Source organism: Pseudoalteromonas sp. S1608 (assembly GCF_005887265.1).
GTDB lineage: Bacteria > Pseudomonadota > Gammaproteobacteria > Enterobacterales > Alteromonadaceae > Pseudoalteromonas > Pseudoalteromonas undina.
Map to the genome: position 1 here is coordinate 1 of NZ_PNDK01000018.1, position 16,884 is coordinate 16,884.

The following is a 16,884-nucleotide window of genomic DNA, read 5'->3' on the forward strand; positions in this document are numbered from 1 at the left end:
GCGCATGCGCTCTTTTTTTATGCCTGCTATAAACCTTAGCCTACAATGCCTAAAGGCTGTGCTATTTGCCATGCACCGCGAGTAAAATCGGGAATATCGATTGAGCGGCTACGCTCACTCACAGACAGGGCTGATAACGGTGAAATAACCGACCACGCTGCGCCATCGTAAACGTCCTGATCCAGCGGTTCGCCATTTCTTAGGCAATAAATCATCCGCCAAAACATTAAAAAGTCCATGCCTCCGTGGCCGCCATTGCGCTGTGCTTCTTCACCCATTTTAATCCATAGGGGATGGTCGTACTGCTCATACCATGCGCTCATATCATAATCCCATTCATGAAAACTTTTAGAACCACCATTTTCAAGTGCAATACGATTAGGGAAACCGGCAAACACCCCATTCGTGCCTTGGATTAAGTTATGTCGAGAGTATGGCCGAGGGGTTGTTGTATCGTGCTGTACCATAATACTGCGCCCCTTGAGAGTTTTAATCAGTGTCGTGTTCATATCACCGGCAATATAATTAAGCTGATTACGGGAATGATCCGCTGCAAATTCACGTTGTGCATACGCGCTTCTACCCAGCGAAGGTGAGCTCATTGAGGTTAAAAAATCAAACCTATCGCCACGGTTTATATTCATATATTGCGATACAGGGCCTAATCCATGGGTCGGGTATAAGTTACCATCACGTTTTGCATGCCATTGCGTTCGCCATGAGCCTGTTTTGTGCTCAAGCTCTTTCATTTGCCAACGAAGCTCATGAATATAGGCCGCTTCGCCATGTAACAGCTCCCCAAATACACCTTGGCGCACCATGTTTAATACCATTAACTCGTCGCGACCGTAATTCACATTTTCCATCATCATGCAATTTTTTTGAGTACGTTCGGCGGTATCTACAATTTGCCACATTTCGTCAACAGTCAGTGCCAAGGGCACTTCAACAAAAGCATGTTTTGCGCTGTTCATAGTATCGATAGCCATAGGTGCATGCCATGCCCAAGGAGTAGAAATAATGACTATATCTATGTCTTGTCGTTCAAGCATTTGTTGATAGGCGTGCTCACTGCCAGTATATAACGCCGGCTTAGCTACCCCTTTATCAACTAAATAATTGGCAGCTCGCTCTAGCACCTCAGTGTGCGTGTCACAAATAGCGACTATTTGCGCACCTTCAATATGGCTCATACGCTTTACATGTCCATAACCGCGCTGACCCACACCAATAAAGCCCACTCTAACCACATCCATTTTGGGCGCGACTAAACCAATAACGCTGCGCCCTTGCTGTTTTGGTGCGCTTGCATTAGCACTTCCACTTGATGCACAACCACTCACTACACCTGCAGCTGCGGCAACACTGGCTGCTTTTAAAAAGTCTCGACGATTAAATTGCTTCATTGCTTTATCCCTTTTGTTATTGTTTTAACTTACCTAAAGGCGATGAACGGGTAAATAGGTGAAGAGGTAAGCGACATAAAAATAAGGTTAAAAGAGATAAAAATTCGCATTTACCGGTTACTTGGGGTTATAGTCGAAAAAAATTATTATTTTAAGTAGTTATGTCTTATATAAAAATCACTGCACTTTTTTTAGCTATTGCACTAACGGGTTGCTCTGAGCCTACAACGCCAGCTTCATCTCTTGAAAACACCCCTGGCGTTAGTTTAAATAACCTTAAACAGCATATTAAAACCTTAGCGTCAGATGACTTTGAAGGACGCGGCCCGCTTACCTTAGGTGAAGTTAAAACCGTTGGTTATTTAAGTGAGCAATACCAAGCAATGGGGTTGTCTGGCGCGTATCAAGAGAAGTATTTACAGCCAGTTAAAATGGCCATGCTAACTGCAGATCAAAACATGCAATTAACTATGGGGAAGCTTAGCTTTATTGCAGGTAAAGACTTCACCGCCCGTACAAAGCAGTTACAGCCGATTATTGATGTCCGCAATAGCGATATTGTATTTGTTGGTTATGGGATTAACGCGCCAGAATATAACTGGAACGACTATGCCAATGTTGATGTAACCGATAAAACCGTTATTGTGCTGGTGAACGATCCGGGCTTTGCCACCCAAGACGATACACTATTTACAGGCAATGCCATGACCTACTATGGCCGCTGGACTTATAAATATGAAGAAGCCGCGCGCCGAGGTGCAAAAGCGGTATTTATTGTTCATGAAACAGCCCCAGCCGCATACCCTTGGGGCGTGGTTGAAAGCTCAAACACGGGCACCAAGTATAGCTTGATGGACAACAACCTTAATGCATCTGAACTGCCAGTTATGGGCTGGTTAACACTTAATGCGGCTGAACAAGTATTCGCATCGGCAAACTTAAATTATCAACAATTAAAGCAACACGCATTAAGTAAGCAATTTCAAGCCAAGGAATTGAACTTAAAGGCGAACCTTGCATTTAAAAATGAAGTGTCACACGCTAAATCACATAATGTGGTTGCACAAATTACAGGCAGTGAAACCCCTGACGAATACGTTATTATTAGTGCCCATTGGGACCATTTTGGTACTAAACAAACCGACAGTGGACCTAAAATTTATAATGGCGCAGTAGATAATGCTTCGGGCACCGCAGCAACACTTGAAATTGCTCGCATTATGAGCAAGATGCATCAGCAAAAGCCATTTAAACGCTCAATCCTGTTTGCTAACTTTACTGCCGAAGAAACAGGTCTAATTGGCTCAGAAGAATTTGCCAATGGGAATATGATTGCCACCAAAAAAATGGTCGGATTATTAAATATCGATGGTATGAACGTGCTCGATGAAACCGATTATATTTTGCAATACGGTAGCAACTTATCCGAAATGGAGCATTACTTAGCAAGCGCGGCTAAAGCACAAGGACGCGTGGTAAAAATGGATCCTCGCCCACAAAATGGATTGTTTTTTAGATCAGATCATTTCTCACTCGCTAAACAAGGCGTGCCAAGTTTACTGTTTATGAGCTTAGGTGATACCGACCCTGACTACATCAGTCATAAATACCATAAAGAAGCCGACGACTATTCAGATACATGGTCATTAGCTGGTGCAAAACAAGATATCGAGCTGGTTATAGATATAGCCAGTCAACTTGCCAATAATGGCGATTGGCCTAAGTGGATAAGCGAGTCTGATTTTAAAGCCAAACGTTTAGAAGATAAGTAAATAAAAAAGCAGCCGAGAAATTATTCGGCTGCTTTTATCTGTATCGTTAAAGATTGTGCGTGTTTGTTACTGAACTTTGGCAAATTCTTGTTTAGATAATTCACCATTCCCATCAACATCCAAGTCATCAAATAATTTAGCTAGTTGCGAATTAGCTTGTGCTTCAGACTGGCTGATCACGCCATCACCATCTGTATCGAATGAATCAAAATCAACCGCAGCAAAAGCGGCAGAAGACGAAGCAAGTGCAATTAAAGCAAGCGTTTTAGTAAATGTTTTCATAATAAATCCTTAGCTTAATAAAAAAGTGGGTAAGAAATCCTTTTCAAAGATCCTTAGGGAATTATAAAGTTAGTATGCTGAAAATTCGTCTTTAGAAAGTTCACCATTGCCATCTACGTCCAGCTCTGCAAACTGCTCCATAAGTTCGGCCGCAACCGATGCTTCAGCTTCGCTAATTGCGCCACTACCATCTACATCAAGAGTTTCAAAGTCTGTGCTGGCAAATACTGCAGATGAAGAAGCAAGTGCCATAAGTACAAGAGTTGACTGTAATTTTTTCATAATATTAATCCTTCAAAGTATGCAATGTTTGGGTATAAATTAATTAACTCAACGCTACAACCGTACATCCTAGTTATTCTCTTTCATAGGCTCCCTTGCCTATTTAGGTTGTCTTTGGCAACTCAGAATATGTAATAGCGTTGAGCATTGACCTTTTAAGCCTTAGAAAATTCTGCTTTAGAAAGCTCGCCGTTTTTATCCGTATCAAGCTCTGTAAACTTACTCATAAGTGAGGCATCTACTGATGCTTCAGCTTGGCTTATTGCGCCATTACCATCCACATCCAGTGTGTCAAAATCTGTTGCAGCAAACGCCACAGATGAAGAAGCAAGTGCCATTAATACCAGTGTTGATTTAAATGTTGTCATAACGTAATTCCTTCATTGGGTTGTAAGGTTAAGCGTTAAGCTTAATCACTTTTTGCTAAATACAGCTTAGGTATTACAACTTCGATGCCATGTTTAATTTTTTATTTATAAACAATAAGTTAAAAATATAAATGTGAATTTTACTTAAAAATGCCCAACATTTTGTTGCTCTTTTGCAACAGCTACTTTTAACTAAAAAAATACCCATTAAAATTCAATAAGTTAAACCTCCTAAAAAAGACACACCTATACTCAAAACAACAAGACTGAGCCGCTATAGAGATAAATCGCCACTGAACAAATTAACAACGCGAAATTAAACAGATTAAATTAAATAGATAACAAATTGAAAATAAACAACTTAAATTGATTTGTAGAAAAATATAAATTAATTTTTTTTAACCGGGAGAGAAAAAGCAAGGATTTGTCGCCGTATGGCGAATAAATACTAAAAGTAAGGAATGAGTCTCATGCGGGATACTAATTTGATATCACTCATACCCACTTATTTGGGCATGAGTATATGGGGTCACTTCCAGCCTTGGCGCCATCTTTGTTCGTCTTTTAAGTCGCGCCACTGAATAGGATATTGATTTTTTGACATCACCGCTTCAGTGATACATTCAATCACATTAGCGTCTTCATCAAATTCTACCTCAACAATAATAAAGTGCTTTTCTTTATTAATAGCTGGGATGGCAGTCCATTTACTATTTAGCAGTTTTTTAGGGTTTAATTTATTCATACTACACCTTTTATGTTTTCTGCTTGATAATACGCATCAGTGATACGTTTAGTTTTATTAAAAAACCAAAAACTTCCCTTTAAACATTTGTATTTAGCAATGAAAAGCATATTCTCCAACATCAAGCGAAAGTAATTCAATAGCCGCATTTTCACCTATACTTGGCGTTTCACGAGTTCAAGCGGGGGAAAATCACTGTTTTAGCGCAAGGAGAACTTTCTTGTCAATTAAAGCTCAGGGCCAGAGGCCTGTTCGCTGCCACCTTAAAATACGCTGGATAATAATACACCCCGTTACACACAGTAATGACTATTTGATTGCTATAACTGTTTACTTCGGCTCATACAACCAAAACCAATAAATGATAGCGACAATAAGTAAAACGCCTAATAAATTAATTAATAACATAATTAAATCCCCTATAAATAAAGTTACGAGTTACTCGCTTTAAAATAACGTAACCGATTTGCGTTAGTGACCACAGTAAGCGATGATAAAGCCATTGCCGCGCCAGCTACGACTGGGTTTAGTAGTAAACCAAAAAACGGATACAACAGCCCTGCAGCAATCGGAATACCCGCAATGTTATATATAAACGCCCCAAACAAGTTTTGTTTAATATTAGTTATGGTTGCGCCACTAATTGCAATGGCATCTGCAAGACCATGAAGTGAGCCTCGCATCAGCGTTATATCCGCACTTTCAATAGCTACATCTGTGCCAGTGCCAATGGCAAATCCAACATCGGCTTGTGCCAATGCTGGCGCATCATTTATACCATCACCAGTCATGCCTACAATTTCACCTTGAGATTGACGCTTAGTCACTTCACAGGCTTTATCATCTGGCATTACTTGCGCTATAAAGTCTGTAATACCGACTTTGCTGGCAACGGCTTTAGCGGTCGCTTGGTTATCGCCTGTCAGCATAACCACCTGCATACCTTTATTTTGTAAGCGTTTAATGGCCTCAGCTGAGTCTTCTTTTATTGGGTCAGCAACTGCGATTATGGCATGTAATTGATTGCCAATAGCAAAGTACATCGGCGTTTTAGCAGCCTTGGCAAGCTGCTCGGCTTGAGGTATTGCCTCTGCAATATCTATATTGTGGCTTTTCATCAGTGCCTGATTGCCAAACAATAGGCTTTGCTCATTAATGGTACCGATCACACCTTGCCCAGTGATAGCATTAAAATTACTGACTTTTTCAAGGCTGATATTTTGGTTTTTAGCATAATTAACCATGGCTTCGGCTAATGGATGCTCAGAACTACTTTCAAGACTAGCTGCTAACTTTAGCACCTCGGTACTGTCGCTTTGGTTGAACGTAACCACATCGGTCACGGTTGGCTTACCTGCGGTTATAGTGCCTGTTTTATCTAAGATCATGGTGGTGATTTTAGCTGTTGTTTGTAGCGCTTCACCGTTACGAATAAGTATACCCGACTGAGCAGCTTTACCTATGCCGACCATAATTGACATCGGTGTAGCTAAGCCAAGTGCACACGGGCAAGCAATAATTAAAACTGTGGTTATTGCAACAACCGCATAAGCAATACTCGGCTGTGGGCCAAAGTTAAGCCATGCTAAGCCTGCTAGCACCGCAATAATCATCACTGTGGGTACAAATATGCCTGAAATAACATCAGCTAAGCGTCCAATTGAGGGTTTAGAGTTTTGTGCACGTTTAACCATATTAATAATATTCGCTAAGGTGGTTTCGCTGCCTATATGGGTTGCTTTAAACAACAAAGTACCACTTTTATTAATACTGCCAGCAACAACCTTGTCACCCTCACCCTTATTAACCGGCATCGGTTCACCAGTGAGCATTGATTCATCTAGTGTACTGCTGCCTTCAATAACATCTCCATCGACTGAAATTTTCTCTCCAGGGCGGACACGAATCAAGTCACCTTTAATAACTTGGCTTATAGCTACATCTTGCTCTTGGTTATCTCGGATCACCCGTGCCGTTTTAGGCTGTAAACCAATTAAGCGTTTAATCGCCTCAGAGGTACGCCCTCGCGCCTTTACTTCAAAGGCTAAGCCAAGACTTATTAAGCCTATGATCATTGCTGAGGCTTCAAAATAAACATGTCTAGCCACCTCTGGTAATAGACTTGGCATGCTCACCACCACCATTGAATATAGCCAAGCTGTTCCCGTACCAAGCGCAATCAAGGTATCCATATTCGCTGTATGATTTTTAAATGACTGCCATGCGCCAGTATAAAATTGCTTACCCGACACAATCATTACGACTAACGTCATCACTCCAACAATAAACCAGCCAATGCGCTGAGTTTGGGTGGTGACACTCATATCAAAAATTAAACCATAAAGCATTAATGGCGCACCCAAACCCAATGCCAATACCATATTGCGCATGAGCTTTTTATAGTGCGCGTTATCAGCTTCGGCTTTTTCATCTAGGGCGTCTTGCTGAGAGTCACTATTAATAGGTTTAGCTTGATAGCCAATATCAGCGACAGCGTGCATTAGCTGCTTAGCCTTTGCAGAACCTTCTACTTGCACAGTTCGATCGGCAAAGTTCATTTCAACGCGCTGCGCACCCTTTACATTTTTCAGTGCTTTCTCTATTTTAGCCACGCAACTGCCACAATTTGCGCCTTCAATCATAAAGTTTTGCGTGGTGGATTGATTACTCATAACGCTTCCTTAGTATTTTTAACTTCAGAGATTGGATCAACAAAGGTCTCTATTAAGCTACATATATCTGCACTTACAGCCCCATCAGGCGATTTATCCCACTGTTTAACCGCTGCTTGCATTCGCGTGCGTAATTTAAGTGTTTCTTGAAAGTGCTGCTCTGTTTCCTCTAGTCGCTTTGCTATTAATTGTCGTGTGAGCGGACAAGGGCACTGCCCTTGCTCCGACTGTGCAATAATTTGTTGAATATCTTTTATTGAGAAACCGAGTTGACGCGCACTAATAATAAACTTTAAACGTTGCTGATCGGCTGCGGTATACTCTTGATAACCATTGCGCTCACCACGAATAGGATTAAGCAGCTTTATTCGCGTGTAATGACGAACCGTGTCTTGGGTCACGCCCATAGTATTGGCTAATTGCTTTACGTACATCATTAAACCTCTGGCTGGCTATGTAATGACAACATAATAAACCTATGTGTAACACATAGGTCAACAATTAATTAAGTATATGGCTGGGAGTGTGGAAGAAAGTTAAGATAAGAGCAGCCACCATAAGTGACTGCTAAATTTGAGAGTTACTGTAGTCCTTAGTTTGCTTTGCTTCGAGATTGCTTAAGTGCTTCACCAAGCTCACCCGCAATTGCTTGAATTTCAGGCATCGCGTCTTGTACTAAGGCTTGTGACATTTGCATTGATTCTTGCATTACTTGTGGCATTTTTTTCAAAATAGCCTGCCCTGACTCTGTCTTATAAAAAGCCAACATGTCGCTAATTTCTTGTTCAGTAAATTGTTTATCGTAGAGGTTAATCATCATCGGCTGCATTTTTTGCCAGCTCATTTTTGTTTTTAATACCTCGGTCATATCAGCATAATATTTGTCGAAAATTGCTTTCTCATCTGGCTTTACGCCCATTTGCACTGACATATTTTGCATCATACCCTCAACTTGCGCATACATGGAGTCAACCATGGCATCCATGTTCATCACCTCTACCAGCTCATCAATTTTTTGCTGTTTGGCAGTTTGCGCTGCAAGGTTAGTTGAAAAAATTAAAAGTGAAAGCAGTATTACCTTACCCATATTAATATCCTTTTTGTATTTGAATTAGCGTCATAATCACATGTTCAACAAGTGTTGTAAATGGGGACAACCAAAAAACGAAAAAGCCGAATAACAGGTGTTTATTCGGCTTTTAATCGTTTATTCCCAGAGCTAATCTTTTTCGATATTATCGAGCCCTTTCGTTCCCTCTTTAGCTTTAAGCTTATGATGAATAGCGGTTTTAATCAGCATATAGCCACTAATAGGTGCAGTGATTAATAGAAATATAGTGATTAATATTTCTTTTACACTTAAGCCACTGACTGAATTAGCAAAAAATACCATAGCAGCGGTAAGTATACTCGCCATACCTAAAGTGGTGGCTTTTGTTGGCCCATGTAAACGCATAAAAAAGTCAGGTAATTTAATTAAACCAATTGAGCCAATTAAAATAAATAACCCGCCTAACAGCAGCAATATTGATACGATCCATTCACTTATCATTTTAATACCTTACTCAATTATGTCGCCACGAAGTAAATACTTACATACAGCTACCGTACTTATAAACCCAAGCATGGCAATAAGTAAGGCTGCTTCAAAGTACAGCCCCGTGCCCATGCTAATGCTATATAAAATAATCAAGGCAATCACGTTAATGTACATAGTATCGAGCGCTAAAATACGATCCGGTACTGATGGGCCAATAATAAGTCGCCATAGATTAAGTAATAACGACAATCCAACCATTGAAAAAACAATCAGTAATACTGTATCTAACATTGAAATATCTCCTTTAGGGGAGCTTCGTAACGTGCTTTTATTTGTTTAATAAGCGCTTGCTCATCATCTAAATCTAACACGTGAATTAATAAATAACGCTGTACCGGTTCATCGTCTTCATTAAGCGATTTAATCAGCGGGTAAACCTCCGCACTTACCGTACCCGGCGTTAAAGACACGCAGCTTGCTAAAATAGTAATTGGCATTTCATGCATTAAATCTATAGGCACTTTAACAAAGCCTGGACGCAGATTTTTTGAAGGGCCCAGTATTAATAATGCCACTTGCAAATTAGCCACTATAATATCGTAAAGTACGATTAGTAATTGCTTAAGTGCTAGCCCCGGCTTTAATATCAGCGGTTGCGGGTCTCTAAACGACATACTAAATAACGGTATTAGCAACGCGAGTAGCGCTCCTAATATAATATGCCCTACCGACACACTGTTATTTAACAAGAGCCATACTATAAATAAAAATAGACTACGAAACGGCGTAGGTAACCAACCAAAACGAGCTTGTAAGCGCATTACATACCTCCCTTAAGTACCGCATTTATACCACCACTAATATCGTGAAGCTGTGTTGCCGCCTCGAGGGCGTACTGCGTTGCCACGTCACCAAAAATAACCAGTAGTATTGAACTTGCTAATAAACCAACTAACACGGTCACTTGTAGCGGGTGGGCATTGGCAGCATCGCTAGCATCACCTGTTTTGTCTTTACGTTCCCAAAACAAACTAGTACCCGCACGTGATATAGCCACAATTAGCGCTAAGCTCATAATTAAGTAAACAGGCCAAAATACCAGTGCTTGTTCGCTATTTAAGGTCGTTTTTAAAATCCAAATTTTGCCAACAAAGCCCGAGAAAGGTGGCATACCAATAACGGTTAAACCGGCAATAATAAAACACGCACCTAATAAAAATGGTTGTTTTACTGCACGACCTCCAACTAATCGATCACCAGCTTTACCTCGTTGTGTTGCAATTAAATCAGCAAGTAAAAATAGCGCCGCAGTCACTAACGTTGAATGCACTAAATAGTAAAGCAATGCAGCGGTGGCATTTATGTTTTGGAGTGCGACTAATGCCACCAACGTCCCTACAGAAACCAGTACTAAATTAGCGGTAAGCTTACGTAAATCTTGTGCGGCTAACACCCCTATTGCGCCAATCACTATGGTGGCAATAGCCAGCGCCCATAACCAAGACTGCGCCATATGCTCAAGTTCGCCAGCTTGTTCACCAAAAATAACCGTGTATACACGTAAGGTTGCGTAAACACCGACTTTGGTCATAATAGCGAATAATGCAGCAACCACAGGTGTGGCACTTGAGTAGGCGTTTGGTAACCATAAATGCAATGGTAATAACGCACTTTTAAGTGCAAATACAACGAGTAATAATAACCCGCCCGCTTTTGCTAAATAAACGTCGTCACCACTTAGCTGCGGTACTTTATTGGCCATATCAGCAATATTTAAGGTGCCTAATACTCCGTATAAAATACCTAAACCAATTAAAAATACGCTTGAACCTACTAAATTTAAAATAACGTAATGCAGAGCAGCGCGCGTTTTGGGTTTACCGCCACCGTGCATTAACAGCGCATAAGAGGCAATTAATAACACTTCAAAAAATACGAAGACGTTAAATAAATCCCCTGTTAAAAATGCACCATTTACCCCTAGTATTAAAAAATGGATTAAAGGGTGAAAAAAGCTACCTTGTTCATCATCACCAGCACAGCCATATAAAGCCACGCCAACCCCCAAAAAGGCGGTTAAAGTGACTAACAAGGTCGAGAGCATATCTGCAACCAGTACAATACCAAATGGTGCAGACCAGTTACCTATTGCATAAACAATAATACCGTTATCTTTAACCTGAACCAGCAGTAATACTGTGACTGCAAAGGTTAAAATAGCCATTAAACTAGACATAAATCGGCGTGCAAATAAGCTTTTGCCACACGGTGGAAGCAACAAAATAATTGCCGCTAACATTGGCAGTAAAATAGGCAAAGATGCTAAATGCTGAATCATTTTCTCTCCTTGCGTTTATTTTTAGTTAGGGTGCCATCAACATGGTCGTTGCCTAAATCTGCTCGGCCACGAATAGATAAAATAACCACAAACGCAGTCATCGCAAAGCCAATTACAATGGCTGTTAACACTAAGGCTTGTGGTAGCGGGTCAGCGTAATCAGCGCCAGTCCCTAGTACCACGGCTTTATTAATTGTTAAGCGCCCTGATGAGAATAAAAACAAATTAACCGCGTAAGAAATCATTGTCAGCCCCAGTACCACTGGGAATGTACGCGCTCTTAGCAATAAAAACACGCCACAGGTGACTAACACGCCAACGCAAGATGCGTATAACAGTTCCATTAAATATTTACCTCTTCTTTCTCTGCGTTCGCGGTCATATTACCTAAGCTCGCAAGGATCATCAGCGTAGCGCCAACAACAGTTAAGTACACGCCCAAGTCAAATACAATGGCGCTGGCAAGCTCTGTTTTACCAACAAACGGAATATCAAAGTAATCAAACCAGGTAGTTAAAAATGGCTTGTCAAAGAACCAACTTCCCACACCTGTAAACATGGCAATAGCAATACCTGATGCAATAATTTTTCGATAGTTAACATCAAAGCGTTCATTTATCCACGCAGTACCATGCGCCATATATTGTAAAATAAAGGCAATAGAAGTTACGAGGCCTGCTATAAAGCCTCCTCCAGGTAAGTTATGACCGCGTAGGAAAATATAAGCAGACACTAATAGCGCTAACGGCAGTAAGCTTTGAGAAATACAAGCCAATAAAATAGGATGGCGATCTTTAGACCATGGACGCCCTTCACTATCGCTCGCTGGCATATAAAGTGGAATTCTTGATAACAGTTTAAATATGCCCAGTGCGGCAATACCTAGTACGGTAATTTCACCTAAAGTATCAAAGCCCCTAAAATCAACCAAAATAACGTTAACTACATTAGTACCACCACCGCCTGTTTTGGCGTTAGCAATAAAGAACTCAGAAATTGAATCAAGCGGACGAGTCAGTAAGGCGTAACAAATACTGGCAATAATGATCCCCACGGTAGAGGAGATAACCACATCACGTAAAATACGCAATGAGCTTGACTCTCTTGGCGTGCTTTGAGGTAAGAAAAACAGTGCCAACATTAATAGTATAATAGTGGCTACTTCTACAGTAAGTTGCGTTAAGGCCAAGTCAGGCGCTGAAAAACGGGTAAACGCCACCGACACCATTAGTCCCACAATCGACAGCATTAATAACGACACCATTCGAATTCGATGCCAAATAACGGTAGCAATTGCACCTATTATGAGTAGTCCTGCACCAATTGCGTTTTGAATATCAACCGGGGTATTAGGCACGCTACCAGCTAGCTGCTTCATTTCAAATAATGGCCAACCAGAGGCAAGTAATACAACGCCTAACATTATAAATACATAACGTTGTAATGAGCCATTTTCTGTTGATTGGATTTTGTTTTGACACCAATTGACCACTACCGCTAAAAAACGCTCGAAGATTTTTTTAGCGTTAAAAGGAGGTAACGACGCTTGGAACTGGAACAAGTACTTTCGATTAACGTAAATAAATAAACCACCAATTACCGCCATACCACTCATAAGTAGAGGTAAATTAAAACCATGCCAAATAGTCAACTTGTACTCGGGCATAGCTTGACCAAGTACAGCCAGTGACGCGGCTGATAAAATACCGTCAACGACAAAGTGTGGAAAAATACCTACTAAAATACACAGTACCACTAAGATTTCTATAGGCACACGCATATAACGCGGCGCTTCATGAGGGGTACGTGGTAAATCAATTGGCTCACCATTAAAGAACACGTCATGAATAAAGCGTGATGAGTACGCCACCGACAACGCACCCGCTACAGTTGCCAGCACCGGAATTAGCCACGACATAGAGCCAAGCACTTGCTGATGCAGTGTCTCAGCAAAGAACATTTCTTTTGATAAGAAACCATTTAACAACGGTACACCTGCCATAGCGGCAGCAGCCACCATCGCCAAGGTTGCCGTATAAGGTAAGTAGCGCCACATGCCATTGAGTTTGCGCATATCACGAGTCCCGGTTTCATGATCAATAATGCCGGTTGCCATAAATAACGACGCTTTAAACGTCGCGTGGTTAATAATATGAAAAATAGCGGCAACGGTTGCAAGCTGTGTATCCAGACCAAGTAATAATGTAATTAAACCCAAATGACTAATCGTTGAATAGGCTAACAAGCCTTTTAAATCATGTTTGAATAACGCGATATAAGCGCCAAATAATAACGTGGTTAAACCGGTCAAACCGACTAATAAAAACCAAGTATCGGTACCCGCTAATGCGGGATAAAAACGCGCAAGTAAAAAGATACCTGCTTTTACCATGGTGGCAGAGTGTAAATACGCACTTACCGGCGTAGGTGCAGCCATAGCGTGCGGTAACCAAAAATGAAACGGAAATTGTGCAGATTTAGTAAAAGCACCCAGTAAAACTAATACCAGTGCTAATTCATATAAGTCGTGAGATTGAATAATCGCTTTGCTAGCTAAAATGGTGTCTAAGTCGTAACTTCCAACAATATCGCCTAACAACATTAAACCACCCAGCAAGGCTAAACCACCTGCGCCGGTTACTGCTAATGCCATGCGCGCCCCCTTGCGCGCCTCTGATTTGTGCCACCAGTAACTGATCAACAAGAACGAGCTAATACTGGTTAGCTCCCAAAATACCCATAACTGAATCACATTGTTTGACATAACAATGCCCAGCATGGCGGTCATAAATAACATTAAGTAGCTAAATAGCTTTGGCAGCGAATCATTTTGACTTAGGTAATAACGGGCATACAAAATAACCAGCAGCCCTATTCCTAAAATCATAAATAAAAACAGTAAACTCAAACCATCTAAGCGTAAGGAAATATCTAACCCTAAGGCTGGTATCCACTGTGCGCTAAAACGAATGGTTTCTCCCGCGAGAACCGCAGGCGCATGATAAAGTGTAATTGCAAGCGCGGCTAATGGCGCAATAGCCGTTAGGCTCGTTGCCTGATTTCGAGAAAGTTTGCCGGTGCATGCAGAAATAACACTGCCTAATAAGGATAACAGGGGTATCCAGAGCAAAGTCATAATGAAGGGCCTTTTTGAATCATAAAGTTTATCAATTCGCTACTTGTTATTATTAAATACCAAAGTGACTTGGGTATACGTTTTATGTCTGTTTTTTAACAACATTAATACGTACAGTTATACTGATAAACGCAGTTTTTGTCTATAGAAAGCGCCGCTAGCGGGATAATAATCAAACAAAAATGCCTATAAATTCATGAACTGAAGTAAAACAAGCTTAGCTTTTAAACAGTTTACGGCAGAGTCTATAACCACTAAAATCGTACAAATAAATCAGCATTGAGTGCTATATGGGTCTGCCACAAAACACGGTATTGCGCTGATAGCCCTAACTGTTGATATTGCATAATTGACCACTGTGCACTGGGCTTATAAGCAGTGCCACCTTGTTGGCAACTTTGGCTTTTGTGCCACCCTTTGGGAGCATCTGATTTTTTTGCAATAAATAAGTTAGGAGCAACAAACCCATCAAGCTGACATAACCACGCTTGCTTTTTTGCTGGTAAAGCGTACTCATCTTCAAAGCCATTAAAGTGCATTAATTCATGCAAAAAAACCGCGTAGCTAGCCTGTGAATTAATATGCATTAAACCATTTTTTACACTGGCAGTACCTTGTTTGGGCATCATAACGGCAAAATCGAACCCAGTGGGAAGGCGCTTTTTAAGCGATGATTGTTGCCAATTGCACACAGCACGGGAGGATTCAGTACTATTGCAACTAATTGCATTACCCACATAAACTGGTTTTGAAAAACAAAAGGTATTGAGACTCGGCTCTGGGTTTTGAAAGTACGCGTTACGAAATTGATTGAGCCTGTATAAACCATCACGGTGATCGCTCAACATTAATACATTAAATGTACACTGCTTTTGTATCTCAACTTGCTCGTTTGCAAGTAAAAACCCTAACTTATCCATGAATGATGCACTCAATGTTTCTATGGGTGCTTGTTGCTGTAATTGCAGATGATAAAAGGTATCGCCTTTAGGAAGCTTATTTTGATTTTTTAATAGCGCTAAATCCTGCCAACGCTGTTGCGAAAATAACGAGTCGGCGAGTTTTTTTTGCTGTGCTCGTGTAATTTTATCCAAACTTGCTTGCCAAAATAGTTTAGCCGTTTCAGTTTGATTATTGCTTAATAATGACAACCCATAGCCATATTGAGCATACGCTATTTTATTGCGAGCTAAGGTTGCTAAGGCTGTGGTGGGTAATTGTAATATGTGGTTTGCAAAGTAACGAGGGAATTGCCAATAACTGTCAATCACATTGGCCTTGGCATGTAATACTTGCCAAAAGCCAATGCTATTTTGTTTATTACTCGAGCCACTAATAACGCTAGCGCACAGTAATAAAGCACTTAGTTTTAAATAATTAGCCAGCGCTTTCACTGGCCATCAACTCAAGCTCTAAACGCGCATACTTATATTCTATAAATTCATGTACGTTCGTTGCTAGCGCCAATTTAAAGTAATCTGTGGCAATTGAGAGCTCACCTGCGGCTTGGTGCTGTTTAGCTAAGTAAAAATAAGCTTCACATAAACGCTGAGCGTATTCTTGTTGTGAACTTACACCATCGGCTATGCCTGAAAAAAATGCTTTTTCACTCAAATCACCCACATACAAAGCAATAAGCTGATACGCCCATTCATTTTCATCAAGGGCCGCCGCATTGGCTTTTAACGCAGCGATTGCCGCGGTTTTATCTTGTGCTGCTTGAGCTAAATAAAGCCACAATACACGGTAAGGGTCGTTAGGAGAGCGCTCCAAGAATGTTTTAAAGTCATCCTTTGCAAGCGTGGCTCTATCACCATAGTACAAAGCAATACCACGATTTAAATACGCATATTCATGTTCTTGGTCTAACTCTATGGCTGAATCAAAATACTCGTATGCTTTTTCGTATTGCTGCATCAAGGTATGCTGAATACCCAAAAAGTTATAGACTTCAGCCAAATCAGGCTTAAGTTTAACCGCTCGGTTAAAATCAATTCGCGATAAAGTCGTCATGCCTAAGCTATCAAACAGTACTCCACGGTCATAATAGAGCTTTGCTTGTTGTTCTGTACTCAAGTCTGCTCTGTTTAATAGCTCTGAAAAACGTGCAATGGCAATTTCATTTCTAAAATCTGATGCAAGCGGTGCAGTAAATGGCACATTAATAATAGCAGCGGGTTTAGTAGTAGCCTGACAAGCGCTTAAAGACAAAATAGCAAAAGATGCCAAGGCTAAATGTTTAAGTCTCATTAAATTCCTTAATACCGAGGTAAGTAGCAAATAGATAAGACATAAGCTGTCTTGTAAGGTTCATTCTTGTTATATGTTACTTAACGTCTTGAA

The 16,884-nt window shown here is 40.8% G+C and carries 17 protein-coding genes; 1 reads left to right on the forward strand and 16 read right to left on the reverse strand.

All coding sequences use genetic code 11. The features are described from left to right. Positions 1 to 35 precede the first annotated feature (35 nt). Positions 36 to 1,406, reverse strand: a complete 1,371-nt coding sequence (locus CWB75_RS08545) for a Gfo/Idh/MocA family protein (protein WP_138570411.1) — start codon at positions 1,404 to 1,406, stop codon at positions 36 to 38. A gap of 161 nt (positions 1,407 to 1,567) precedes the next feature. Here CWB75_RS08545 and CWB75_RS08550 point away from each other — a divergent pair, with 161 nt between their 5' ends. After that, positions 1,568 to 3,178 carry a M28 family metallopeptidase gene (locus CWB75_RS08550; protein ID WP_138570412.1) on the forward strand — a complete coding sequence of 537 codons (1,611 nt, stop codon included), beginning with the start codon at positions 1,568 to 1,570 and terminating at the stop codon, positions 3,176 to 3,178. A 66-nt stretch (positions 3,179 to 3,244) separates the two neighbouring features. Here the strand turns inward: CWB75_RS08550 and CWB75_RS08555 are convergent, their stop codons facing one another. From CWB75_RS08555 to nlpI, 15 genes are all read right to left on the reverse strand, one after another. Further along, on the reverse strand, positions 3,245 to 3,460 hold the full coding sequence (locus CWB75_RS08555; RefSeq protein WP_131690770.1) for an EF-hand domain-containing protein: 216 nt from the start codon (positions 3,458 to 3,460) through the stop codon (positions 3,245 to 3,247). A gap of 69 nt (positions 3,461 to 3,529) precedes the next feature. Beyond that, a complete protein-coding gene (locus CWB75_RS08560; RefSeq protein WP_138570413.1) occupies positions 3,530 to 3,742 on the reverse strand; it encodes an EF-hand domain-containing protein in 213 nt (70 codons plus the stop codon). 155 nt (positions 3,743 to 3,897) lie between these two features. Beyond that, positions 3,898 to 4,110, reverse strand: a complete 213-nt coding sequence (locus CWB75_RS08565) for an EF-hand domain-containing protein (RefSeq protein WP_010391413.1) — start codon at positions 4,108 to 4,110, stop codon at positions 3,898 to 3,900. Between the two features lie 529 nt (positions 4,111 to 4,639). Beyond that, on the reverse strand, positions 4,640 to 4,855 hold the full coding sequence (locus CWB75_RS08570) for a TIGR02450 family Trp-rich protein (RefSeq protein ID WP_010391412.1): 216 nt from the start codon (positions 4,853 to 4,855) through the stop codon (positions 4,640 to 4,642). 431 nt (positions 4,856 to 5,286) lie between these two features. Next, positions 5,287 to 7,527 (reverse strand): heavy metal translocating P-type ATPase, encoded by a 2,241-nt coding sequence (locus CWB75_RS08580; RefSeq protein ID WP_138570414.1) that lies wholly within the window; start codon positions 7,525 to 7,527, stop codon positions 5,287 to 5,289. Then, a complete protein-coding gene (locus CWB75_RS08585; RefSeq protein ID WP_138570529.1) occupies positions 7,524 to 7,961 on the reverse strand; it encodes a MerR family transcriptional regulator in 438 nt (145 codons plus the stop codon). The genes CWB75_RS08580 and CWB75_RS08585 overlap by 4 nt, the downstream gene beginning before the upstream one ends. A 158-nt stretch (positions 7,962 to 8,119) precedes the next feature. Continuing rightward, the gene (locus tag CWB75_RS08590; RefSeq protein WP_055011750.1) at positions 8,120 to 8,614 is read right to left on the reverse strand and encodes a DUF2059 domain-containing protein; all 495 of its coding nucleotides are present in this window, start codon (positions 8,612 to 8,614) and stop codon (positions 8,120 to 8,122) included. A gap of 132 nt (positions 8,615 to 8,746) precedes the next feature. Continuing rightward, positions 8,747 to 9,079 (reverse strand): Na+/H+ antiporter subunit G, encoded by a 333-nt coding sequence (locus CWB75_RS08595; RefSeq protein ID WP_008114566.1) that lies wholly within the window; start codon positions 9,077 to 9,079, stop codon positions 8,747 to 8,749. Positions 9,080 to 9,088: 9 nt separating this feature from the next. Beyond that, a complete protein-coding gene (locus CWB75_RS08600) occupies positions 9,089 to 9,358 on the reverse strand; it encodes a K+/H+ antiporter subunit F (protein WP_008114565.1) in 270 nt (89 codons plus the stop codon). Then, a complete protein-coding gene (locus CWB75_RS08605; RefSeq protein WP_054202162.1) occupies positions 9,352 to 9,888 on the reverse strand; it encodes a Na+/H+ antiporter subunit E in 537 nt (178 codons plus the stop codon). Before CWB75_RS08605 ends, CWB75_RS08600 begins: the two co-directional genes overlap by 7 nt. Further along, on the reverse strand, positions 9,888 to 11,405 hold the full coding sequence (locus CWB75_RS08610) for a monovalent cation/H+ antiporter subunit D (RefSeq protein ID WP_138570415.1): 1,518 nt from the start codon (positions 11,403 to 11,405) through the stop codon (positions 9,888 to 9,890). Before CWB75_RS08610 ends, CWB75_RS08605 begins: the two co-directional genes overlap by 1 nt. Beyond that, the gene (locus CWB75_RS08615) at positions 11,402 to 11,749 is read right to left on the reverse strand and encodes a Na+/H+ antiporter subunit C (RefSeq protein WP_054202160.1); all 348 of its coding nucleotides are present in this window, start codon (positions 11,747 to 11,749) and stop codon (positions 11,402 to 11,404) included. The genes CWB75_RS08610 and CWB75_RS08615 overlap by 4 nt, the downstream gene beginning before the upstream one ends. Further along, positions 11,749 to 14,541 (reverse strand): monovalent cation/H+ antiporter subunit A, encoded by a 2,793-nt coding sequence (locus CWB75_RS08620; protein WP_010391400.1) that lies wholly within the window; start codon positions 14,539 to 14,541, stop codon positions 11,749 to 11,751. The genes CWB75_RS08615 and CWB75_RS08620 overlap by 1 nt, the downstream gene beginning before the upstream one ends. A 254-nt stretch (positions 14,542 to 14,795) precedes the next feature. Next, on the reverse strand, positions 14,796 to 15,935 hold the full coding sequence (locus CWB75_RS08625; RefSeq protein ID WP_138570416.1) for a hypothetical protein: 1,140 nt from the start codon (positions 15,933 to 15,935) through the stop codon (positions 14,796 to 14,798). Next, on the reverse strand, positions 15,919 to 16,791 hold the full coding sequence (gene nlpI, locus CWB75_RS08630) for a lipoprotein NlpI (protein WP_075170569.1): 873 nt from the start codon (positions 16,789 to 16,791) through the stop codon (positions 15,919 to 15,921). Before nlpI ends, CWB75_RS08625 begins: the two co-directional genes overlap by 17 nt. Positions 16,792 to 16,884 lie beyond the last annotated feature (93 nt).